Annotated in this window: 21 protein-coding genes; 8 read left to right on the forward strand and 13 right to left on the reverse strand. The window is 66.1% G+C overall.

The genetic code is table 11. The annotated features are described in order from the left end of the window. Positions 1-21 precede the first annotated feature (21 nt). Both rarD and QNO06_RS13725 read left to right on the forward strand, forming a co-directional pair. The gene (gene rarD / locus QNO06_RS13720; RefSeq protein ID WP_442860160.1) at positions 22-1,047 is read left to right on the forward strand and encodes an EamA family transporter RarD; all 1,026 of its coding nucleotides are present in this window, start codon (positions 22-24) and stop codon (positions 1,045-1,047) included. 169 nt (positions 1,048-1,216) lie between these two features. Then, positions 1,217-2,758: an HNH endonuclease signature motif containing protein gene (locus QNO06_RS13725; RefSeq protein ID WP_227912715.1), complete on the forward strand. Its 1,542-nt coding sequence runs from the start codon at positions 1,217-1,219 to the stop codon at positions 2,756-2,758. Between the two features lie 127 nt (positions 2,759-2,885). Here the strand turns inward: QNO06_RS13725 and QNO06_RS13730 are convergent, their stop codons facing one another. The 3 genes from QNO06_RS13730 to QNO06_RS13740 are packed head-to-tail and all read right to left on the reverse strand — an operon-like array spanning position 2,886 to position 6,806. Beyond that, on the reverse strand, positions 2,886-4,439 hold the full coding sequence (locus QNO06_RS13730; protein WP_227912714.1) for an APC family permease: 1,554 nt from the start codon (positions 4,437-4,439) through the stop codon (positions 2,886-2,888). Further along, complete coding sequence (locus tag QNO06_RS13735) at positions 4,436-5,332, reverse strand: universal stress protein (RefSeq protein ID WP_227912713.1); 897 nt, start codon at positions 5,330-5,332, stop codon at positions 4,436-4,438. The genes QNO06_RS13730 and QNO06_RS13735 overlap by 4 nt, the downstream gene beginning before the upstream one ends. Positions 5,333-5,345: 13 nt before the next feature. Then, positions 5,346-6,806: a flavin monoamine oxidase family protein gene (locus QNO06_RS13740; protein ID WP_227912712.1), complete on the reverse strand. Its 1,461-nt coding sequence runs from the start codon at positions 6,804-6,806 to the stop codon at positions 5,346-5,348. 377 nt (positions 6,807-7,183) lie between these two features. On the opposite strand from QNO06_RS13740, the gene QNO06_RS13745 reads away from it, so the two are divergent. After that, on the forward strand, positions 7,184-7,861 hold the full coding sequence (locus QNO06_RS13745; RefSeq protein ID WP_227912711.1) for a TetR/AcrR family transcriptional regulator: 678 nt from the start codon (positions 7,184-7,186) through the stop codon (positions 7,859-7,861). Between the two features lie 4 nt (positions 7,862-7,865). Here the strand turns inward: QNO06_RS13745 and gabT are convergent, their stop codons facing one another. Then, positions 7,866-9,221: a 4-aminobutyrate--2-oxoglutarate transaminase gene (gabT, locus tag QNO06_RS13750; protein WP_227912710.1), complete on the reverse strand. Its 1,356-nt coding sequence runs from the start codon at positions 9,219-9,221 to the stop codon at positions 7,866-7,868. Between the two features lie 46 nt (positions 9,222-9,267). Then, entirely contained in the window at positions 9,268-10,698 is a 1,431-nt protein-coding gene (locus tag QNO06_RS13755) for a gamma-aminobutyraldehyde dehydrogenase (RefSeq protein WP_227912709.1), read from the reverse strand. A gap of 148 nt (positions 10,699-10,846) precedes the next feature. Here QNO06_RS13755 and QNO06_RS13760 point away from each other — a divergent pair, with 148 nt between their 5' ends. From QNO06_RS13760 to QNO06_RS13775, 4 genes are all read left to right on the forward strand, one after another. Next, positions 10,847-12,256: a PucR family transcriptional regulator gene (locus tag QNO06_RS13760; RefSeq protein WP_227912708.1), complete on the forward strand. Its 1,410-nt coding sequence runs from the start codon at positions 10,847-10,849 to the stop codon at positions 12,254-12,256. 78 nt (positions 12,257-12,334) lie between these two features. Next, entirely contained in the window at positions 12,335-12,964 is a 630-nt protein-coding gene (locus tag QNO06_RS13765; protein ID WP_227912707.1) for a putative glycolipid-binding domain-containing protein, read from the forward strand. 75 nt (positions 12,965-13,039) lie between these two features. Further along, positions 13,040-13,468 carry a hypothetical protein gene (locus QNO06_RS13770; RefSeq protein WP_227912706.1) on the forward strand — a complete coding sequence of 143 codons (429 nt, stop codon included), beginning with the start codon at positions 13,040-13,042 and terminating at the stop codon, positions 13,466-13,468. 7 nt (positions 13,469-13,475) lie between these two features. Further along, positions 13,476-13,964, forward strand: a complete 489-nt coding sequence (locus QNO06_RS13775; RefSeq protein WP_227912705.1) for an HIT family protein — start codon at positions 13,476-13,478, stop codon at positions 13,962-13,964. Positions 13,965-14,006: 42 nt separating this feature from the next. Here QNO06_RS13775 and QNO06_RS13780 read toward each other — a convergent pair whose 3' ends face one another. The 5 genes from QNO06_RS13780 to arsB all read right to left on the reverse strand — a co-directional run bounded on the left by QNO06_RS13780 (position 14,007) and on the right by arsB (position 18,689). Further along, complete coding sequence (locus QNO06_RS13780; RefSeq protein ID WP_227912951.1) at positions 14,007-15,071, reverse strand: ArsO family NAD(P)H-dependent flavin-containing monooxygenase; 1,065 nt, start codon at positions 15,069-15,071, stop codon at positions 14,007-14,009. Positions 15,072-15,154: 83 nt separating this feature from the next. Beyond that, on the reverse strand, positions 15,155-15,577 hold the full coding sequence (locus QNO06_RS13785) for an arsenate-mycothiol transferase ArsC (RefSeq protein ID WP_227912704.1): 423 nt from the start codon (positions 15,575-15,577) through the stop codon (positions 15,155-15,157). Next, the gene (locus QNO06_RS13790; RefSeq protein WP_227912950.1) at positions 15,578-17,146 is read right to left on the reverse strand and encodes an FAD-dependent oxidoreductase; all 1,569 of its coding nucleotides are present in this window, start codon (positions 17,144-17,146) and stop codon (positions 15,578-15,580) included. A gap of 62 nt (positions 17,147-17,208) precedes the next feature. Further along, positions 17,209-17,634 carry an arsenate reductase ArsC gene (locus QNO06_RS13795; RefSeq protein ID WP_227912703.1) on the reverse strand — a complete coding sequence of 142 codons (426 nt, stop codon included), beginning with the start codon at positions 17,632-17,634 and terminating at the stop codon, positions 17,209-17,211. Further along, positions 17,631-18,689, reverse strand: coding sequence for an ACR3 family arsenite efflux transporter (gene arsB / locus QNO06_RS13800; RefSeq protein WP_227912949.1), 1,059 nt, complete (start codon positions 18,687-18,689; stop codon positions 17,631-17,633). The genes QNO06_RS13795 and arsB overlap by 4 nt, the downstream gene beginning before the upstream one ends. Before the next feature lie 164 nt (positions 18,690-18,853). On the opposite strand from arsB, the gene QNO06_RS13805 reads away from it, so the two are divergent. Then, positions 18,854-19,249 (forward strand): ArsR/SmtB family transcription factor, encoded by a 396-nt coding sequence (locus QNO06_RS13805; RefSeq protein WP_227912702.1) that lies wholly within the window; start codon positions 18,854-18,856, stop codon positions 19,247-19,249. Between the two features lie 296 nt (positions 19,250-19,545). On the opposite strand, the gene QNO06_RS13810 is transcribed toward QNO06_RS13805, so the two are convergent. The 3 genes from QNO06_RS13810 to QNO06_RS13820 all read right to left on the reverse strand — a co-directional run bounded on the left by QNO06_RS13810 (position 19,546) and on the right by QNO06_RS13820 (position 22,692). After that, entirely contained in the window at positions 19,546-20,499 is a 954-nt protein-coding gene (locus QNO06_RS13810; protein ID WP_227912948.1) for a polyprenyl synthetase family protein, read from the reverse strand. Positions 20,500-20,650: 151 nt separating this feature from the next. Then, entirely contained in the window at positions 20,651-21,973 is a 1,323-nt protein-coding gene (locus QNO06_RS13815) for a geranylgeranyl reductase family protein (RefSeq protein ID WP_227912701.1), read from the reverse strand. Beyond that, positions 21,970-22,692: a demethylmenaquinone methyltransferase gene (locus QNO06_RS13820; RefSeq protein WP_227912700.1), complete on the reverse strand. Its 723-nt coding sequence runs from the start codon at positions 22,690-22,692 to the stop codon at positions 21,970-21,972. The genes QNO06_RS13815 and QNO06_RS13820 overlap by 4 nt, the downstream gene beginning before the upstream one ends. Between the last annotated feature and the right edge of the window lie 121 nt (positions 22,693-22,813).

Consider the following 22,813-nt stretch of genomic DNA (forward strand, 5'->3'; position numbering starts at 1 on the left):
GGTTGGTGTGTTGATGCCCACGTGCCTTTCTCCAAGCCTGTCCCCGCCCTCCGCGGCGTGCGTAACGCCGAGCCCGACGCCGCTCCCGCCCGCACTAACGTTTCTGCCGGTTCCTCAGGTTCTGCCGGGACTGGCCGCGAGAATCTTCCCGGCATCCTGTTTGGTGTTGCCGCCTATGGCCTCTGGGGGCTGCTTCCCCTGTACTTCATGGTGCTCAAGCCCGCCGGAGCGGTGGAGATCGTGGCCAACCGCGTGGTGTGGTCACTGGTGTTCTGCGCCATCCTGCTGACCGTGATGCGGGCATGGAAGCCCATGCTCGCCGCCGGCCGCAACCCGCGCATCGTGGGCACCCTGGGTGGCGCTGCCCTGCTGATTGCCGTGAATTGGCTGACCTATTCCTGGGCCGTCCTGAATGAACACGCCGTTGAAGCGGCACTGGGCTACTTCATCAACCCGCTGGTTTCGGTACTGCTGGGTGTCCTGGTGCTCAAGGAAAAGCTCCGCCCTCTGCAGTGGGCGGCCATGGGCGTGGGCTTCATTGCCGTCCTGGTGCTTGCCTTGGCCTACGGAAACATGCCTTGGATCGCCCTGGCCCTGGCGTTCAGCTTCGGGTTCTACGGACTGGTCAAGAAAGGCATCGGCTCCCGGGTCGACGCCGTTTCCAGCCTCACCATTGAAACCGCCGTGCTGACCCCGATTGCCGCCGCCGTCATGATCTGGCTCGGGGTATCCGGCGCCGCCACGCTGACCACCAACGGGCCGGCTCATATGTGGCTGCTGATCGCTTCCGGCGTCATCACCGCCGTCCCCCTGATCTTCTTCGGCGCCGCTGCCCGCCGGCTGCCGCTTTCCACCGTAGGACTGCTGCAGTATCTGGCCCCCACGCTGCAGTTCATCCTCGCGCTAACCGTATTCAAGGAAGCCATGCCGCCGGAGCGGTGGGCCGGCTTCGGGCTGGTGTGGCTGGCACTCGTGATGCTGACCGTCGACATGATCGGCGGACCCCGGCGCAACCGCAAGCTGCGGGCTGCGGCCGCTGCCGCGTAGGAAGGCTGTCTGGGCGGGCTCCGAAGACAGGCCGCGTGCAGGACCACAGGTCCGCCCGGACGGCGACTAATCCTCCACAGGGGGGCGTTCCGTTCCGGGGCAGGGAACTTCGTTCCCAAAGCCAGAGGACCGTGGTGTGTGCTGTGCCGCTTTAGGAGAGGCTGGTTCCATGACGGCGGAACCGGTAGAGCAGGCGGTGCGAGTGGCGCACTCCTCCACGGTGCACGGGACGGAGCTGGTTTCTGACGCCGAGGCGCTGCTCGAGGCTGCTCGCGGGCTGAGCGAGTCAATGGCCAATGACTGGCAGCTTGTGAACCTCGAGGAGGCCGTCGAAGCTGCTTCCGTCATTGAAGACCTGTCACGCATCACGCAATACCTGCAGGTCGTCGTGGCCGGCACGGTCGACCGGCACCGTCCGGCCGACACCTATGGTGTCTCTTCGGACGAGCAAGCCGGGAGCGGAAAAGGCACCAACACTAGACGCCGCTTCCGCGAATTCCGCAGTACCGCCGATTTCCTTCGGGCCCGGCTGCGGATCTCGCGGGCCGAAGCGAAGCGCCGGCTGGGTCTCGCCGCTGCGATTCTGCCCGCGAACACTGTCACGGGCCGTTCCCTGCCACCTTCCTTTCCAAGAGTCGCCGAGTCATGTGCCGATGGTGTCCTGTCTGCAGCAGGTGTCGAACTCATCGTTCAGTCCCTGGAAGAGGCGCAACCACGGTTGCAGCCGGATCTGCTCGATTCCATGGAGAAGCAGTTAGTCGAGGTCGGGGCCCAGCAGGATCATGACTTTCTGCTCCGCACTGCACGGCATTGGCTCGCTCTCATCGACCAGGAAACCCCGCCCGGGGAGGAAGAACTCGCACGGTTCCAAGGGATTTTCGCTGGCCGTCGAAGGAGCGGACTAAACCATCTGCACGTCTACTGCACGGACGAACAGCATGAGGCCCTCACAACCGCGATGAACGGCGGCGCGAACCCCCGCGTCGCTGCCCGCGAAGTTCCTTCGGCCGGCATTACGCCGTCGGATACTTCCTCGCGGCCGCCGGAACCAAGCCGCCCTCAGCAACTGTTGGAAGGACTTTTGGGGGCAATCCGAGCTGGCCTCGCTACCGGCGGGGTGCCCGCTTCAGGCGGTCTGCGCCCGCAGGTGATGGTGACTATCAGCCATGACGCACTGGTGGCAGGACTAGCTACCCGTTCCGAGGAAGGCATCCCTCCGTCCGATGGCACCTGCAAATCCTTCCCAATCCCTGGAGCAGCAGCCTTCTCCGGCCCAATCCGCGCAGAAGAGGTACGCAGGCTTGCTTGCGATGCCGATCTGATCCCCGCAGTGTTGGGGTCGGCGGGCCAGGTGCTGGACTTAGGCAGAGCGACACGGTTGTTCCCTCCGCACCTGCGCAAAGCCCTGCATGCGCGCGACCGCGGCTGTACGTTCCCGGGGTGTACTGTCCCCGGGCCTTGGACGGAGGCACACCACGTCACCTTCTGGGAGCGCGGCGGGGGTACCAGTATCCATAACGGAGCATTGCTGTGCTCGTTCCACCACCACCTGATTCATCAGGGGAACTGGCAGGTGTCGATGCAATCCGGCATTCCCTGGTTTCGGCCTCCGGCCTATGTGGATCCGGACCGGGAGCAGCTGAGGAACACCTACTTCCACCCGGAGGCAGGTTCCCAACCCGGTTCGGTAAATAAACTCCGGGTTCGGTGAATAGACCCCGGGTTCGGTGCAGAAACCCCGGGTTCGGTGCATAAACTTCGGTGAATAAACACAGGAACGCCGCAACCGGGGGGGAGTTGCGACGTTCCTGCGGACTGTGGGAGTTCCAGAGGAACTTTTACGCAAGTTCCGCCGGAACCGGTTCAGCGACTCCCTTTCGCAGTGTTTCACCGCGGAAGAACCCCGGATTGGCCTTGTACATGATGAACATCAGCACCGCTCCGAGAAGGATTACGCCCATGCCCAGGACGAATACCAGCCCAACCCCGGCCACGGAGGACCCGGAGCCGTAGGAGGGGTCCATGGAGTCACTCGCGGTCTTGAAAAACATGACGAACAGGATCACTCCTCCCAGCAGCGGGGACAGGAATTTCAGCAGGAAGCTGCGCACCGAGCTGAAGGCCTCGGCGCGGAAGAACCAGACGCAGGCGAGCGCCGTGATGCCGTAGTAGAAGCAAATCATCAGGCCCAGGGCGGTGATGGTGTCCCATAGTGCGTTCTCGGAGACCACCCGCGTGAAGGCATAGAACCCTGCTGCTGCCAGCGCGGCCACCACGGTGGCATACCCCGGAGACTTGTGCGCCGGGCTGATCCTGGCGAACTTGCCGGGAAGCGCCCGGTAGTGCCCCATCGCGAGCAGCGTCCGGGCCGGTGAGACGAAGGTGGACTGCAGCGACGCAGCGGAGCTGCTGAGAATGGACAGGGACATCAATATGGCAAACGGCCCCATGACCGGACCGGCCAGGACGGCAAAGATGCTCTCTTGGTTGTCCGGATTGCCGGCCCCGAGTTCCCCCTCCCCCACCCCGGCGAAGGCAAGGGTTGCCAGGGCAACCATCATGTAGATCAGGACAATCACGAACACAGTCACGGTGGCTGCCCGCCCCGGGGTTTTGTCCGGGTTGCGGGTCTCCTCGTTCATGGTCAGCGTCACGTCCCAGCCCCAGTACACAAAGATGGACAGCGATACTCCGGCAGCGAATGCGGAAAAGGACTCCACGGCGAAGGGGTTGAACCAGTCGGCGGTGATGGCGGTGGCATCAAAGGCCGTTCCGTTAGCCACGTGGATGAACGCCGCCACGGAGAACCATCCCAGAACCAGCAACTGGAAACCCACCAGCACGTATTGGAAGGCCTTGGTGGTTTCGATCCCCCGGTAGGAGATCCAGCAGGCACCGGCAATAAACAGGCAGGTGGTGAGGATGTTCAGCGGCAGGTTGGTGGTCAGGTCCGCCAGGGAGTCGTTCCCCGTGACCTGTGCGACCAGCAAATAGAAGAAGTCCACCGCCACGGCCGCCAGGTTAGACAGCACAATGATCGTTGCTGCGATCAGACCCCAGCCGCCCATCCAGCCCACCCATGGCCCGAACGCCCGGGTGGCCCAGGTGAAGGACGTGCCTGAGTCCGGCATCGCGTTGTTTAATTCGCGGTAGCCCAAGGCCACCAGGATCATGGGGATGAACCCGACCAGGAAGACCGCAGGGAGCTGGACACCCACCTCGGACACCGTGGGGCCCAGGCCGGCGGTGAGCGTGTAGGCGGGGGCTATGCAAGAGATGCCGATGACGACGGCGCCCAGCAGGCCCACGGAGCCGGATTTCAAGCCCTTGCGGCTCAGTCCATTTCCGCCTTCGTCTCCGCGGGCGGGCACTACTGCACTGCTGGAGCTCATTGGATCTCCTCTGTTGTGTGTTGTGGACCGCCGGCAGGATGAGCCCCGTCGTCGCGGGGGATAACCACCATGGGTACGGGAAGGCTGCGAAGTACCTTGCTGGCCGTAGTGCCCAGGAACAGCCGGTGGTTCTGGGCCAGCCGGCTGGAGCCGATAAGCATGATTTCGCCCTTGTCGAAATCCAGTTCGTCAATAGCGTTTTCGATGGTCCTCCCGTGGGCTACCACTGCGCTGACGGGACAGCGGCCGCCCGCGAGCGCTTCCGCTTTGGCCTGGGCGGCCTTGGCATGGCGGGACGCTTCCGCCATGGCTTCGTCTTTCCCGGCCGGCGCGTCCAGCGCCACCAGTGACACCAGCCGCAGCGGCAGCGAACTGCGTGCGGCTGCCTCCACCGCGGCGTCGAGCACGTCCTGCGCGCCGGGACGGCTGCCGATGCCGCAGGTGATCCGGGTCAGCGGCGCAGTGCGGCTGTACCCCTTCGGGGCCAACGCGACCGGTACGGAGGAAGCATGGAGGAGGGCATTCGCGACGCTGCCGACAGTGAAGCGCTGGAAGATGCTGTTGCCGGCGGCACCCACCACTATGAGTCCGGCATCGAGATCCTCCGCAGCGTCCATGAGGCCCTGAGCGTCAGAGTCAGCCCGCCGGATCTCTGCATCGGCGTGGACATCCGCAGGCACCAAACCCAGGGCCTCGGTGCGCCAGGCCTCCAGCTGCTCGTCGAGCAGGTCGGTGTAGCCGCGTTCCGGGGGATAGACGGCGGTGTAGGGCGAGGGTTCAGGAGCAACCAGAACCAGGTCCAGTCCGGCGTGCTGGGTTCGGGCCAGCACACCCGCGAGGTTCAGCGCATCCCGGCCCTGTTCATTGGCCGTGTATCCGACGACGTAGCGCACAGTGGTGCCCCTTTCAGCCTTGACCGTCTACGGCCAGGATTTTGTGTGCCGTTCCCTGGCCCATTCGCACCGCGCCGTCTACGTGCTGGTAGCCCTCGGCTGCGAGGTCGGAGCAGGACCAGTAGATGGGGCCCACCGGGGTGAGCTGGTCCTTCCCGTAGCGGTGAAGACCGCCCAAGTCGTAGCTGGCCGCGTAGGCGCCCCGTGTCCATTCCTCCGAGCCCCAGTCGGACTCGTAGTAGACCTCCGGCTCCAGTGCCTCCTCGCCCAGGAACGCGGCGATGGAGGAAAGAATCGCCCGGCGGCGGTCCTGGGCTGACAGTTCAAACATTCGGTCCGCCTTTTCATCGGAAACAAAACCGACGAGGGTGCCGCGCGGGTCCTGGTGGTTGGTGTTGTCGTAGACCTCCTGCACCAGTTCGCCCGCTCCGAAGCAGGTGCCGGAGAGCCCTTTGTCCCGCCAGAACGGAGTGCGGTATACGGCGTGGACCTTGATGACCAGGCCCAGGGACTGGTGCTGGTGCATCTGGTGCTGCCGGCGCGGCAACGGCGGTTCAAAGGAGACCCGGGAATAGAGGTTCGGAGGCACGGCCATCACGGCATACCGGGCGTGGACGGTGACAGATTCGGCAACTGCTGTCACAGCCGTCGTGCGAATCGGGTCCGTAATCGCCGTCGTGCCCGTTTCGCCGTCCTGCATTGTGCCAGTTCCGCCCTCGTGCGCACCCCCGGCCGTGCCGCTGCTTTCACCGGGCCAGCGCAGGAAACGCACCGGGTTGGACAGGAACACGTCCCCGGCCAGGTCCTCTGCCATCCGTTCGGATACCTGCTGCATACCTCCGGCGACGCGGCGGTCCAGGATGAAGTCCTCATCCACCAGGTTCGAGAAGGAACCGGCGGACGCTGCCATGAGTACTGCCTGCAGAGCGGAGAAAGCGTGGGCCGGTTTCGTCAGCATTCCCCCCGCTACGAACAACCCGATGTTGTTGCAGGCCTCTTCATCCGCGGACTGCGCCCGCAGCCAGTGGTGGAAGGAAACGGTGTCGAGTTCCCGTGCTCTGGGATGATTCCACGGTGCGGCGGGGTCGGTTTCCGCGGCCAGCGCATCCAGGATCTCGATCAGGCGAAGCATTTCCTTTTCGGTCTGCTCTCCCACCGGAAACATATCCCCGGTGTAGGTGCGCCGGGTTCCGTCCGCCGAAATGTAGACCGATTCGCCCTCGCGGTGGCGTTCAAAGGTTCCCAGGCCCAGCTCTTCCACCAGCGCGGACAGGGCGGTTTGGTCCGGGGAAATCCACTGGCCGCCGATTTCGAGCATCGCCCCGTCGATGGTGTCCGTCCAAGTCCGGCCGCCCACACGGTCACGCGCCTCAAGGACTGCCACACTGAGCCCGCCGGCCTTCAGGGCCCGGGCAGCGGACAGTCCGGACGGTCCGGCCCCAATGATCACAACGTCGCGTTCCAGCGTTTGCACAGATTCCTTTCCCTGCGGCCGGGAGCGGCCGCGTACCGTCGCGTGCAGCAACGGATGCGGAGCTGCACGGGTGCGGTAAATGAATGGTGTTCATTTATTGAGTGGAACTGTAGCGTCCGTCACACGGAAGGGGAAGAGGTTGTGTGAATATTAAGGGTCAGGGGTTTGCGGCTCAGCCGGTCGTCTGGCAGGCAGCGCAGCTAGTCCGGCAGGCAGGCAGCGCAGCTAGTCCGGCAGGCAGGCAGCGCAGCCAGTCTGGCAAGCAGGCAGGCAGGCAGGCAGGCAAGCAGGCAGGCACAGTTGCATGCGGCATGGCAGTGCACGGCAAGAACATTGCACGGCACTGCATTTCTTGGGGAAGGACGGAACGGGAGCGGATGACAGGGCAGGTACCCGCACGGCGCGGAGCGGGACGTCCCGCCAACCGCGTGCTGACGCCCGGGAAAATTACAGCCGCGGCCTTGGCCGTCATCCGCGCCAAGGGCTATGACGGGCTGACAATGTCTGCCCTGGCCCGGCGCCTGAGTGTGGCTCCCTCGGCCCTGTACAACCATGTGGAATCCAAGGCTGAAGTCCTGCAGTGGATCCAGGACTACGTAATGTCGGGGGTGGACACATCCTGCTTCAGCGAGCTTCCCTGGGAGGAGGCGGTCCGGACCTGGGCACGTTCCTACCGCGATGTGTTCGCCCGGCACACACCGCTGATTCCGGTGATCGCCGTCCTGCAGGTCCGCGGCGCGCCCCGGACCCTGTCAATGTACGAAGTCGTCACCGAGGGTTTCCTCCGTGCGGGCTGGCCGCAGGAACACATCGTGCCCGCCATTGTGGCACTTGAGTCCTTTATCTACGGCTCGGCGTACGACGCCGTGGCGCCGCAGGACATCTTCGACACCGGTGCCCTCGCTCCGGACAGTCCGCTGTTCACGTCCGCGGTGCAGGAGCAGTTGGGCCGGAAAGAAGGCCGTGCCGCCGATACGGCGTTCGACGCCGGGCTGGATGCCCTGGTGACAGGGCTCAGCCGGCAGGCCGGTGTGGCCTGCCGGCAAGACCGCTAAAGGGTCAACCTTGCGCGCGGACCGCTGCCTCCAGTACATCGAGGCCGTCAAGCAGCAGTTCGTCGCCGATGGTCAGCGGCGGCAGCAACCGGATGACGTTGCCGTAGGTACCGCAGGTCAGCACAATGACGCCCTCGCGCAGGCAGGCCGCAGCCACCGCTTTGGCGGCAGCGGCGTCGGGCTCCATGGTCCCCGGGATGACGAGCTCCACGGCAAGCATGGCCCCGCGGCCGCGCACGTCTCCGACCGCGCCGGACTCCGCGGCCAGCGCCCGCAGCCGGGGCAGCACCAGCTCCTCGATGTGCTTCGCCCGGCCGGCAAGGTCCTGGGCCACCATGGTGTCCATGGCGGCCAGCGCGGCGGCGCAGGCCACCGGATTGCCACCGTACGTCCCGCCGAGGCCGCCGGGATGCACGGCGTCGAGCAGCTCCGCGCGGCCGGTCACGGCGGATAGCGGCATGCCGCCGGCAATGCCCTTGGCCATGGTGATCAGATCCGGAACCACGCCCTCGTGCTGGACGGCGAACCACTCACCCGTCCGGCAGAAACCGGACTGCACCTCGTCGGCAATAAAGACCACGCCGTTGGCACGCGCCCACTCTGCCAGCCGGGGCAGGAAGCCTTCCGCCGGGACGATGAACCCGCCCTCGCCCTGGATCGGTTCAATCAGCAGGGCGGCGAGCTGGTCGGCGCCGATTTGCTTCTCGATGGCGAGGATCGCCCGGTCCGCGGCTTCGACGCCGGTGATGGCAGGGTTTTCCTCCCGGTACGGGTAGCTCATCGGCATCCGGTAAATTTCCGGGGCGAACGGACCGAAACCGGTTTTGTACGGCATGGCCTTCGCGGTCAGCCCCATGGTGAGGTTGGTGCGCCCGTGGTAGGCATGGTCGAAGGCCACTACGGCGTTGCGTCCGGTGGCGGACCGGGCAATCTTCACCGCGTTCTCCACCGCTTCGGCACCCGAGTTGAACAGCACGGTGCGCTTTTCGAAGTCCCCAGGCGTCACTTCGGCCAGCCGTTCGGCTACGGCTACGTAGCCCTCGTACGGGGTGACCATAAAGCAGGTGTGCGTGAAGTGCGCGGCCTGCGCCTGCACGGCAGCGACGACGGCGGGATCGGACGCACCGACGCTGGTCACGGCAATGCCGGAACCGAGGTCGGTGAAGGCGTTGCCGTCCACGTCCAGGATGATCCCGCCGTCGGCGTCGGTTGCGTACACGGGGACGCTGGAGGCGACCCCCTTGGCCACCACTGCGGCACGGCGTGCCTCCAGGGCAGCGGACTTCGGGCCCGGGAAGGAACCGCTGATCCGGCGTTTCTGTTCCAGCCGGTAGCTGGGGGCGATGACGGAAGTGCTCATGATGCTGCCTTTCAAAAATGTGCCGTAGGGGTTGGAGACGCGGGACTCAGGCGTCCAAGGCGGTCATCACGTGCTTGATCCGGGTGTAATCCTCCACCCCGTACATGGACAGGTCCTTGCCGTAGCCGGAGCTCTTGAAGCCGCCGTGCGGCATTTCGGCGGTGAGCAGGATGTGGGTGTTGATCCAGACCGCACCGAAGTCAAGGTCCCGGGACAGGCGCATGGCCCGGCCGTGGTTGGTGGTCCAGACGCTGGAGGCAAGCGCATATTCGACACCGTTGGCCATTTCCACGGCCTCGTCTTCGCTGCCGAACCGCTGCACGGTGATGACCGGGCCGAAGGTTTCCTTCTGCACAATGTCATCGTCCTGGCGGGCACCGCTGATAACAGTGGGCTCGAAGAAGAACCCCTTCGCCCCGGCCCGGCGTCCGCCGGTTTCCACCTTGCAGTGCGCCGGAAGCGCATCAATGACCGCGTTCACGGCGTTGAAGTGGTTGATGTTGTTCAGCGGCCCGAAATAGTTGTCTTCGTCGTTGTCGCTGCCGGTTTTCAACCCGCGGGCCGCTGCCACCAGCTTCTCCACCAGGGCGTCATGGGCGGAATCTTCCACGAGCACGCGAGTGATGGCTGTGCAGTCCTGCCCGGCGTTGAAGAAGGCGAACTCGGCCACTGCCTGCGCGGTGCGGTCCAGGTCGGCGTCGGCGAAGACCACGGCCGGTGCCTTGCCGCCCAGTTCAAGGTGCGCGCGTTTCAGGCCCTTTGCCGCACCGGAGGCCACGGCAATGCCGGCCCGCACCGAGCCGGTGATGGAAACCAGGCCGGGTACGGGGTGCTCGACCATCAGGGCGCCCGTTTCCCCGGTGCCCAGGACCACATTCAGCACCCCGGCAGGGAAGATGTCCTGCACCAGCCGGGCCAGGACCAGCGTGGATTCCGGCGTGGTGTCGGAGGGCTTGAGCACCACGGTGTTTCCGGCGGCCAGAGCGGGGCCGATCTTCCAGACGGCCATCAGCAGCGGATAGTTCCACGGGGCCACCTGTGCGACGACGCCGATGGGTTCACGCCGGACAAAGGAGGTGTGCCCCTCGAGGTATTCCCCGGCGGACTTGCCCTCCAGCAGCCGGGCGGCACCGGCGAAGAACCGGAGCTGGTCCGCCCCCACGGCCACTTCCTCCGCGGCAATCAGCGAGCGGACCTGCCCGGTGTTGCGGTGCTGGGCTTCCACCAGCTCCTCGGAATTGGCTTCCAGGGCGTCGGCCAGGCGCAGCAACAGGAGCTGGCGCTCGCTGGGCGTGGTGCGCTTCCAGGTCCGGAACGCAGTTGCGGCGGCATTCATGGCGGCATCGACGTCGGCCTCCACCGACACCGGTGACACAGCCACCACCTCGCCGTTGGTGGGGTTCACGATGTCCAGCACCTCCGTTCCGCGGGAGGAGACGAATTCGCCGTTGATGAAGTTCTGCAGTATCTGCGCCATGCCGGGGTCCTTTCGGAAACGGGCCGGGCGTGCACCCGGGATACCCCAAACGTACTGTGCGGTCCGGATCACATCCAGAGCCATCCGCACAGACAGACTCCGGCGTAACGGTGCAGTTGCCCAACGGCTTCGCTCCTATAGTGGAGCCATGTCGATCACTCTTCCGGATCTGCTGGCCGCCGGCGGACTGAACCTCACCCGCCACGGTTCCGCACCGTTGTCGGACCGGCCCATCCAATGGGTGGCGGTGACCGAACTCGAGGACCCCTCCCCGTTCCTTGGCGGAGGCGAAGTAGTGCTAACCACCGGACTGCGGCACAGCAGCGCGGCTGCCCAGCGGCGTTTTGTTCAGAGCGTGGATAAGGCCGGCGCCCTGGGCATCGGCTTCGGTACGGGGCTGAGCCACGGCACGGTGCCCGGTCCGTTGCTGGCGGAAGCGGACCGCAGAGACCTGCCCGTTTTCGAAGTGCCTTACGACACCCCCTTTATGGCGTTGGGGAAGCTGGTGGCCGATTCGCTTTCGGCCGAGCATGTGACCCACCTGCACCAACTGCTTTCCGCACACCAGGTGCTGGCCGAAGCGCTGCTCAGCGGCAAAGGGCTTCCCCGGCTGCTCACCGAGCTGTCCCGCCTGGTGGGGGCCGAGGTGGCCCTGTTCCAATACGGAGCACCGGTCTTTGCCACCGCGCAGCCGGACTCGTCCTGGCGCCGGATACCCGTTTCCACCGGGATGCGCGACCGCTGCACCCTGGCCATCGCGGAACCCTTTGTGCAGCCCGACGTCGTGGCCTACGCCTCCAGCCTGATTGGTGTGGAACTTAGCAACCAAGCAGCACGCCGGGCCAGCAGCCGAAAGGTCACCGGGCAGCTCCTGGGCGACGTAGTGGACGGGAGGCTGGCCGGGGCGGACGCCGCCGTCCGGCTCCGGTCCGCCGGCATCGACACGTCGCAGAGACTGTTGATCCTGCTGCTGGAGGCCGCCTCGGGACAGGTCCGCGGCCTGCCGGCCCTGCCGCTGCCGGCAGCGTTCGACGGCGCCCCCACCGGCGTATACGGCAAGCGCCTGGCAGTGGTGGTTCCGGCTTCTGACGGGCCCAGCCTGGCCGAGGCGCTCAGCTCCTTCCTTTTTGGCGCCGGACTCACGGCCAAGGTGGGAGTGGGAGGCGCGTACACGGAACCGGGAGGACTGCGCTGGAGCTACTACGAGGCCCGCGAGGCGCTGCAGCGCGGCGCGGCCGTCAACGAACCGGAGCGCCTCAGCCTCACGTCCCTGCTGATGGCAGGCCGGGATGTTCCGCTGGCCGATCTGGCCGCGGAAGCACTGGGCCCGCTGGAAGCCTTCGACAACCGGCACGGAGCCCAACTGCTCCCTACCCTGGACACCTATCTGGCCCTCAACGGATCCGTGGCCGCTGTAGCCGCGGATCTGAACCTGCACCGCAACACTGTGCGCTACCGGCTGGCACAGATCGCGGAACTCACCGGCTACGACCCGGCCGTCACTGCCGACCGCGTCCACCTCTTCCTGGCCCTGAGCGTCCGGCGGCTGGGCGGCTGAAGCTGGCCCGCTGAGCCCTGGCAGCTGGGTCGGCAGCCTGATTCCGGGCAGGTAGGCCCGCACGGTTAACCTGTAGGGATGACCTTAACCGCGCAGGCCAGGACTATCCGCTGGCAGGGACTGGATGATCCGGAGCGCACGGACACAGCTGTGGTGTCCTTCCGGGAGCGGGAACTTGCTGCCGCCGGGACCTCGGTGACCCCCGGGTACACGGTTACCTGGACGCTCTCCACCATCCCGGGCTGGGTGACCCGGCATCTGTCGGTCAGTGTGAAGGGCAACGGCTGGGCCCGGACGCTGCTGCTCGAACGCAGCACCGAGGGCCGGTGGACAGCGGAAACCACGGCCTCCGGCAACACCGGCCTGCCCGCTCCGGGGCTGGAGGATCCGCGCAGCTTGGACGAGGCCCAGGACGCCGATCTGGGACTGTGCCCGCTGACCAACACCATGCCCATCCTCCGCCTGGACCTGCTGAACGGGTCCGCTCCCCCGGATGAAACGCAGCTGACCATGGCGTGGGTGGAGACCCCCAGTCTGCGGGTGCTGCCCAGCCGGCAGGTCTATTCACAGGTGAGGCCCTATTCACCGGAGTCCGGGCGCGCCGTCGTGCTCTACAGTTCCGATACCGGCGGGTTCACCGCCGAACTCGAGGTGGACGCGGACGGCGCAGTGCTCGACTACCCGGGCCTGGCGGCCCGCCTGTCCTAGCGCGGTGGTGCACGGCCGCCGCCGCGTCCCCGCTAGGATTGGAATACATCCACTCACCGCACGCTTGGAGACCACATGAGTGAAATTTTCCTTGATCGATTCCGCGCCCTGGTCCCCAAGTACCTGGAGGACAACTGGCGTGAAGAGGACGGCATCCCCGAGCACGAACTCGATGCCATGCTCGCCGCCCATGATTTCAACATCCCGCTGGTGCTGCGCGAGTTCTACCTCGCCGTGGGCGGGTGCGAGGACCTCATGGAGGCGTTCCACTTCTTCTGGGATCCGGATGAGCTGGAAATCGAAGACGGGTACCTGCTGTTCCTCGAAGACGAGGATGAGAAGTTCGTCTGGGGCATCCGCGAGGACCAGCTGGACGTTCCCGATCCCATTGTGTGGCGCCGCAACAACGCCCGCGGGGACTGGCAGAGCGAAGAAGGCACCTTGAGCGAATATGTCCTGGACATGTTCGAGTGGATTTTCGAAGAGGACGAAGACGAGGACTGAGGCTTTAATGAAGGAACTGTCGAGCGAAACCGCCTGGACCAGCCACGCACCGGAGGGCTATGAATGCCCGTTCTGTGACATGGCCTCCGGGGAGTTCCGGTTTCCCGGCAACCTCTGCGAGCCCGGGGACCTCGTCTACTCGGATGATCTGGTGCTGGCCTTCATCGCCTCCCACGGTTTCGACCCGGAGCCCGGCCATGTCCTGGTCACTCCCCGCGCCCATTACGAGCTGCTGTATGAACTGCCCGACGACGTCGCGGCCCGGATCATGTTGGTGACCCGCGACATGGCGGTCGCCATCAAGAAGGCCTGGCACCCGGACGGCGTCACCACCCGGCAGCACAACGAGCCCGCCGGCAGCCAGCACGTGTGGCACTACCACCAGCATGTGCTGCCGCGTTGGACCAATGACGGGCTGTATTTCACCCCCAAGCGGCCCATCGTGCCGCCGGCCGTCCGTGCCCGGAAAGCGGCGGAGCTGCGCGCCGTCCTGTAGGGAAGGCTGTCCTAGTAGGGGCGCCGGCTTTTGGGGGCCGTCCTACCTGCCCGAAATCTTCGCCACAGTGTCCCGTGCCGTCGCGCCGACGCCGATGAGCGTGGCTGAGGCAGGTCCGGTCCAATCCCCGTATCCCAGGAAGAACAGATCGGGGCCGTCGACTGAGCGGGTGCGCAGCTGGGCATCCGTAGCCGGAACACCGTTGCGGATAGCCAGGCCGAGGGGCCTCAGGTGCTGCAGGTCCGGCCGGAAGCCGGTGCACCAAATAACCGCATCAGCGCGGAGCTTCTCCCCGTCCTCCCATTGCACCCCCTCCGGGACAAAGCGGAAGAACATCGGCCGGGCCTTCAGCAGGCCGGCGTCGCGGGCTTTCCGCACCGCGGGAACGGCAACAATGTCACCTATGTCGGCGATACCGGCTGGTGCAGGCTCTCCCGCCGCGAGGGCTTTGCTGCGGCGTGTGGCGATAGAGAACAATGCCCGGCCGTCGACGTCGTCGGGCAGGTAGCGCGGCGGATGCCGCGTCACCCAAGTCACCGACGACGTTGGGGCGAGATCCGCGGCGATCTGCGCCCCCGAGTTGCCGCCGCCCACCACCACTACGTTTTGTTCGGCGAAAGGCTCCGGTCCCCGGTAGCCGGCGGTGTGCAGCTGCCGGCCGGTGAACTGCTCGCTGCCGGGCACCGCAGGGATGTACGGGGTAGCCCAGCTGCCGGTGGCGTTGATGATCGCCCGGCTGGCCCACTGCCCGTGGTCGGTGTCAGTGAGGTAGCCGCCGCCAGTGAGGTAGCCGCCGTCAGTGAGGTAGCCGCCGCCGTCGATCCTCCGCACAGCGTCGACCCGGACGGGCCGGTACACCGGCAGGTCATAGCGGGCCTCGTAAGTGCGCAGATACTGCGCAACATGCTCCGCCGAGGGGTTGCCCTCACCCGTCAAGGCGGGCATCTGGTAGCCGGGCAGGGAGCTGTAGGCAGCCGGGGAGAACAGTTCCAGGCTCTTCCAGTAGTGCTGCCAGGCACCGCCGGGCTGTCGGTTGGCGTCGAGGATGGCGAAGGTGGGCGCTGGCCCGGACCGGCCGGTGGCCTCGTCCCGCCGCAGGCGGTTCAGGTATTAGCCTGCAGCGAGACCGGCCTGGCCTCCCCCGATCACCAGGACATCGACATCCCGGGACTGGTTTTCAGTCATAGGGCTCAGGCGCCCTCGGCACCGGTGAGGTCGCGGTGCAGCTCACGGACCCTGCGCTGGATGTCGTCGCGGACCAGGCGCATCCTGTCCATTCCTTCGATGCCGCGTTCGGAGGGTTCGTCGGTGTCCCAGTTCTCGTATCGGGTGCCGGCCGGCACGGTCACGGCTGCTTCGCGGCCAAGGGTCACGACGATGTCGGCCGCCCGCAGCGCCTCGTCCGTCACGGCCTTCGGGGTCTCGGCGCTGATGTCGATACCGAGTTCGGCCAGCGATTCCGCTGACTGGGCATTCAGTGCCGTACCGGGTTTGGTCCCGGCCGAGCGCACGTCCACGGTTTCACCGGAAAGGTCCTTCATCAGCCCTGCCGCCATCTGCGACTTGCCTGCGTTTTTCACGCAGATGAACAAGACGCTCGGTGTACCCGGCATTCAGTCCCCCTGTTCCGCGGAGCGGCCATGCTTCAGTCCGGTGGGAATACCCAGGAACGCCGGTTCGGGTGTGCTGCAGCAGGAGGATGCCGCCGGTGCGGTTTCCTCTGCTGCCGCAATGCCGGCATCCGTCCCGCAGCACGACGCCGAGGAAGACGCCGCGGGGGCCGCGGAGACAGGTTCCGGTGCCCCGCAGCAGGACGACTCCGCTTCCGTGGCCGGCACAGGCTCCGGCGCGGCTCCGCAGCAGGAAACGGACACGACTGAACCCGCAACGGCCGGTGCATCACAGCTTGACGCTGTGTCGCAGCTGCCGTCGAGATCGGTGGAGCAGACTCCGGTTTCGGGCAGGACCAGCTGCACGTCGTCGGCAGCCTGCTGGTCTCCTGCCAACGCCGCCGCAATGGAGCGGACCTGCTCGTAGCCGGTGGCCATCAGGAATGTGGGTGCCCGGCCGTAGGACTTCATGCCCGCAACGTAGAAATCCTTCTCCGGGTGGGACAGCAGCTGGGCGCCGTGCGGTGCCACGGTGCCGCAGCTGTGGAACTCGGGATCGATCAGCGGCCCGAGCCCCCGCGGGGCCTCAACCGACGGGTCCAGGTCCAGCCGGATTTCGCGCAGCATCTCCAGATCCGGGCGGAAACCGGTGGCCGGAACCAGCAGGTCCACGTCAAGCTGCTTCCCGCCGTACGGCGTAGTGCCAACTACCGACAAGGTGTCTGAGGTTTTGAAGCCGGTGATGGTGAAGGCCGTGTGCAGCTCGATTCGTCCGTCCGCCACGAGGGTACGCAGCCGGCTGCCGAGCGCCCCGCGGGCGGGCAGGCCGTCCAGGTCGCCGCCGCCGTAGACATTGGCAGCGGAGGCGCTGCGGATGGCCCAGCTGATCCGGGTTCCCGGTTCCTGCTCGGCCAGTTCCCCCAGTGCCAGCAGGGTATTCGCAGCCGAGTGGCCGGCGCCCACCACCAGGACATGCTTTCCGGCGAACCGGGACCGGTCGCGGCCAACTACGTCGGGCAGCGGGCGGGTGATCAGCCCTGCCGCGACGGCGTCCGCTTCCCCGACAGCCGGCAGTCCGGCCTGCCCCAGCGGGTTCGGCGTTTGCCAGGTGCCGGAGGCATCAATGACGGCGCGGGCCCGGTAGTCGGTAACGGTTCCCTCGGCATCTTCCACCCGGAGAAGGAACGGGCTGTCCTCCCGGGCTCCCGTGCGCGTTTTGTCCAAGCCTTCTCGGCTCACAGCCACAACCCGGGTGGAGGTGTGCAGCGAAGCGGCAATCCCGGGGACAGCGGCAAGCGGCCGCAGGTACTGCTCCTCCAGTTCGGCACCCGTGGGCAAGGCCTCGGCATCCGGCTCCTGCCACCCGGTACCGGCGAGCAGACGGCGGGCGGCGGCGTCGACGTCGTACCGCCACGGCGAGAACAGCCGGATGTGCGCCCAGGACGCAACCGCAGCCGCAGGCGTTGCACCGGCCTCGAAGATGACCGGCGTCAGTCCGCGCTCAATCAGGTGCGCGGCAGCTGCAAGGCCCACGGGGCCTGCACCGATCACGGCGACGGGAAGTTCGGACATCTCAGTGTTGTCAGTGTTCTCAGTGGTGTCAGGCACGGGTGTTTCCTCTTCGGTGCGGGTGGTTACTTCGCGTGGAGCAAGTCTTCGATCAGGGCGGAGATCCGGGCCTTGATTTCGTCCCGGATGGGCCGGACCGCCTCAACGCCCCGTCCGGCAGGGTCCTCGAGTTTCCAGTCCTCGTAGCGTTTGCCCGGGAAGATCGGGCAGGCATCGCCGCATCCCATGGTGATCACGACGTCGGAGGCCTGCACGGCCTCGGTGGTCAGGACCTTGGGCAGCTCGGCGGACACGTCGATCCCGTCTTCGGCCATGGCCTCCACGGCTGCGGGGTTGACCGAATCGGCGGGTGCTGAGCCGGCAGAGCGGACCTCGATCCGGCCCTTCCCCAATGTGCGGAGGTAAGCGGCGGCCATCTGCGAGCGGCCGGCGTTGTGCACGCATACGAACAGGACAGAGGGCTTGGTTTCGGTGGCTTTGGGGGTGCTCATCGGTTCGTCATTTCTTGAGATGCGGTGACTGGAGAGCCAGCGGCAGGCCAGTATTTCTTCTGCGCCCGGAGCGCGGCGTAGACCAGGGCAACCAGGACGGGAACTTCGATCAGGGGCCCGACGACGCCGGCCAGCGCCTGCCCGGAGGTCACCCCGTAGGTGCCGACTGCCACGGCGATGGCCAGTTCGAAGTTGTTTCCGGCGGCTGTGAACGCCAGCGTAGTGGTGCGCGGGTAGCCCAGCTTCAGGACCTTGCCCAGCAGCATGCCCACACTGAAAACCACCACAAAATAAACCAGCAGCGGCAGGGCAATCCTGGCCACGTCCAGCGGATGGGAGGTGATTCCATCGCCCTGCAGGGCGAACAGCAGCACGATGGTGAACAACAGGCCGTACAGGGCCCACGGTCCGAGCTTCGGCAGGAAGGTGCCTTCGTACCAGTCCCGGCCCCGGGCCCTTTCGCCCAGGGTGCGGGTGAGGAAACCGGCCAGCAGCGGGATGCCGAGGAAGATCAGGACACTGAGTGTGATGGCCCAGAAGGAGAACCCGACGCTGGTGGTTTCCAGGCCGAGCCAGCCGGGCAGCACCTGAAGGTAGAACCAGCCCAGGGCGCCGAACGCGAGGACCTGGAACACGGAATTGATGGCCACCAGCACGGCGGCGGCTTCGCGGTCCCCGCAGGCCAGGTCATTCCAGATCATCACCATGGCGATGCAGCGCGCCAGGCCCACAATGATGAGGCCGGTCCGGTACTCGGGCAGGTCCGGCAGGAAGATCCAGGCCAGCGCAAACATAAACGCCGGTGCGGCCACCCAGTTAAGGATCAGCGAGGTGACCATCAGCTTCCGGTCCGCCACCACCTTGGAGGTTTCGTTGTATCGGACCTTGGCCAGCACCGGATACATCATCACCAGCAGGCCGACGGCGATCGGCAGGGACACGTTGGAAACCTTCACCGAGTTCAGTGCCGGGCCGATGCCTGGAACCAGCCGGCCCAAGAGCAGTCCGGCTGCCATCGCGGCGAGGATCCACACGGGCAGGAAACGGTCCAGCATCGACAGCCGGGCGGTGACCGGGCCGGTTTGGGGTGGTGCGGCGGGGGTGCTCACGAAACTCCTCAGAGATTTGGGGCGACACGCATCGAGAAATATCGATGGGTATCGATTTCGAGTATTCCCGCAGGCATCGACGAATGTCAATCCGAGTGCATAATGGACGGGTGACCACTGTTCAGACCGCTTTCACCCCTGCGTCCGATGTGTCCGATGTGTCCGATGTGTCCGCTGTGTCCGATGTGTCTGAAGCCTGCTGCACGCCGCTGACCAAAGAGGCGCTCAGCGCCGAGGACGCCCAGCGATTTGCCCAGCTGCTCAAGGCTGTTGCCGAACCGACGCGGCTGCGTCTGGTCTCACTGATTGCGGCGCAGGAGAACAAGGAAGCGTGTGTCTGCGACCTGACTGAGCCGATCGGCTTGGGGCAGCCCACCATTTCCCACCACCTGAAGATCCTGGTGGATGCCGGAATCCTGCGCCGGGAAAAGCGCGGCGTATGGGCTTACTACTCCATCATTCCCGGCGCGCTCGAACGGGCGGCTGCCGTTCTCGCTCCCCGGTAGGCATGATGCCGTCCGGACCCGGCGCCGTTCCCGGTGCCGTTACCCTCCGGGCCCTCACGGTGCAGGACTGGCCAGCGGTGCGCGGGATCTATGCGGAAGCAATTGCCGCCGGCCGGGCCACCTTCGAACGCCGGCCGCCGGACTGGAAAAGCTTCAATTCCACCCATCTGACCGAACACACAGGATTCTCGCGTGTGCCGGAGAAGAGATCGTGGGGTGGGCGGCAGCCGCACCCTGCTCCTGGAACGGCGCAGCAGCAGTGCCGGCGCAGACGCCGGCTAAGCCCCGTGGTTCACTTACACCTCGCGGTTCACCACTGCACGGGCAAACGAGACCAGGGCTTCCTTCACCACGGAGTCGGGCAGCGGAGCGAGGGCCGCCACGGCGTCTTCGGACCAGCTGCGGGCCACGGCCCAGGACTCTTCCGTCACCGGGCTGTTGCGCAGGGCGGCCACGGCTTCGGCCAGGGCCTCGTCCGAGGACAGGTCCCGCTCCACCAGGGCCAGCGCTGCTGCGGCATCGGCATCGCCGGCAGCCGCTGCACGGCGCAGCAGCAGGACGGGAAGCGTGGGCACGCCCTCGCGCAGATCGGTACCCGGGGTCTTCCCGGACTTTTCCTGCATACCGGTCACGTCAATCACGTCATCGGCCAACTGGAAGGCAATGCCCACCTTTTCGCCGTATTCGACCATGATGTCAATGACGTCCTGGCCGGCTCCTGAGAACAGCGCACCGAACTGCCCGGAAGCGGCGATCAGCGAACCGGTCTTGTCCGCGATCACGGACAGGTAGTGCTCCAACGGGTCCTGGCCCTCGGCCGGGCCCATGGTTTCATGCAGCTGCCCCATGCACAGCCGTTCGAATGTGTGAGCCTGGATAGCCAGGGCCGGTCCGCCAAGCGCGGAAACCAGGCTGGAAGCACGGGCAAAGATCAGGTCGCCGGTCAGCACCGCCACGGAGTTGCCCCAGATCTCATGTGCTGTGGGGGCGCCGCGGCGGTAGGGAGCCTCGTCCATCACGTCATCGTGGTAGAGCGTGGCCAGATGCGTCAGTTCCACGACGACGGCGGACTGGATGACCTTGTCCCCGGCTTCCTCCCGGCCGAGGTGGGAGGCCAGCAAGGTCAGCAGGGGCCGGATCCGCTTGCCGCCGGCTTCCACCAAGTGCCGGGAGGTGGTGTCGGCGAACGGATCAGAGTTCGCAACGGCCTCGCGCAGCCGCACCTCCACCTGTTCCAGGGAGGCGACCATGGAAGGCCCAAGCCTGGGATCCTCCGCCAGCAGCGCGAACCCCGGGGGCAGTGTGGAAGTGCTCGACCCGGACTCCGGGCTGGTGTTGGTGGATTCAGTCACTGTTCAAGACTAACTATTCGTCGGAACGGGTGGGCAAAGAGGCGAAACGTCAGGGGCGCCGGGGTGACAAACGGGAAGGTTCTCCCTGGTTGCCTGCCGCCGGAACGAGCATTTCCAGTAAGGCAATCACTCTATCCTCAATGCCCTTGGAGTTGCGGTCCGTGAGGTTGGCCAGCATCCGCACCACAAAGCGCATCAGCACGGGGATGGGCATTCCGGTGCGCAAAGCCAGCTTCATGACCGCAGGTTTGCCGATCATCGAGGCAAAAATGCGGCCCAGGGTGAAGTGGCTGCCCCACTCGTCCCGGATGTGCCTTGCGTAGGCCTGGAGTTCGACGTCGAACGCGGCCCGTGAGGAGAGCAGCCCGGGATCCAGGGATGCCCCCTGGCCTTCGATGATGTGTTCGGCCGCGAAGCGGGCGGATTCCATGGCGTAGGAAATGCCCTCACCATTGAACGGGCTGACCATCCCGCCGGCGTCACCCAGCAGCAGCAGTCCGGGTGAATAGTGCGGAGTTCGGTTGAAGCCCATCGGCAGGGCAGCGCCGCGGATTTCTCCCACCTGGTTCTCCGGGGTGAATCCCCACTCGGCGGGCATGCCCGCGGTCCAGTCGCGAAGGACCTTGCGGTAGTCCAGTTTCCCGAATTCCTTCGAGGAGTTCAGGATGCCCAGGCCCACATTGGAGGTGCCGTCCCCCACGCCGAAGACCCAGCCGTAGCCGGGCAGCGGGTTGCCGGCGGCGTCGGGCAGCTCCAGCCAGCCTTCCATCCAGTCATCGTTGGTGCGTGGGCTCTCGAAGTAGGTGCGGACGGCCACGCCCATGGGCCGGTCGTCCCGCTTTTCGATCCCGAGGCTCAGCGCGGTGCGGGTGGAGTTTCCATCAGCGGCCAGCACGACGTCGGCCAGGAACGTACGCTCCTCACCGGTACGCCGGCCGTTCTCGTCCAGGACGTTGGCGACAACACCTTCCACACGTCCGTCCTCGCCGCGGACGGCTGACGTGACGGAGTGGTGTTCAAGGATTTTTGCGCCGGCTGCCTGCGCGTGCCGGGCCAGGGCTTCGTCGAAGCCGAGGCGGGTGCGGATCAGCCCGTAGTCGGGGAAATCCGAAAGCGCCGGCCAGGGCAGCTCAATCGTCCGGCCCCCGGCAATCAGCCGCAGGCCCTTGTTCCGGCGCCAGCCCTCGGCTTCCTCATGCGGCAGGCCGAGCAGTTGGATTTCACGCACGGCCCTGGGCGTCAGCCCGTCGCCGCAGACCTTTTCGCGCGGAAAGGCAGTCTTCTCAAGCACGGTGACATCCACCCCGGCCGAGGCGAGGTAGTAGGCGGCCGTGGAGCCGGCGGGGCCGGCTCCGACAATCAGGACCTTCACTTCGCCGGAGATCCCCCGGACTTGGCAGCGGGCTTCACGGCGCGGTGCACAGCCACAATGCCGCCGGTGAGGTTGCGGTAGGCCACATCCTCCCAGCCGGTCTCGGCTATCCAGGCCGCCAGTCCGTCCTGGTTCGGCCAGGCCCGGATGGATTCAGCCAGATAGACGTACGCGTCCGGGTTGGAGGCCACCTTGCGGGCGATCGAAGGCAGTGCCCGCATGAGGTATTCGGTGTACATGGTCCGCCATACCGGGATGACCGGGGAGGAGAACTCCGCAATCACCAGGCGGCCGCCTGGCTTGGTCACGCGGAGCATTTCGCTCAGGGCCTTCTTCGGCTCATTCACGTTCCGCAGCCCGAAGGAGATGGTGGCGGCGTCGAAGGAGTTGTCCTCGAACGGGAGGTCGGTGGCGTCGCCGGCCACGAACTCGATATCGGGGCGGCGGCGCTTGCCGACCGTGAGCATGCCGATCGAGAAGTCGCAGGCCACGACGTCGATCCCGGCGTCGGCGTAGGGCTCGCTGGAGGTGCCGGTGCCGGCGGCCAGGTCAAGGACCCGCTGTCCGGGCACGGCGCCGACGGCGTCCACCACGATTTTGCGCCAACGGCGGGTCTGCCCAAGGGACAGCACGTCATTGACGACGTCGTATTTAGGTGCCACGTCATCAAACATGGCAGCAACTTCATCCGGGCGTTTTTCCAACGATGCGCGGTTCACCCTGTCATTGTCTCAAAGAATAGGGATGCCGCCGAACCGCCCCGCGGCAGTGTCTCCTTGCTCTCCCCTGCGGGCCGCCGGTAACGGGCGCGACCCGGCGGCGGAGTAATGTGGAATCACT

The sequence above is a fragment of the Arthrobacter sp. zg-Y20 genome (assembly GCF_030142075.1).
Classification (GTDB): Bacteria; Actinomycetota; Actinomycetes; order Actinomycetales; family Micrococcaceae; genus Arthrobacter_B.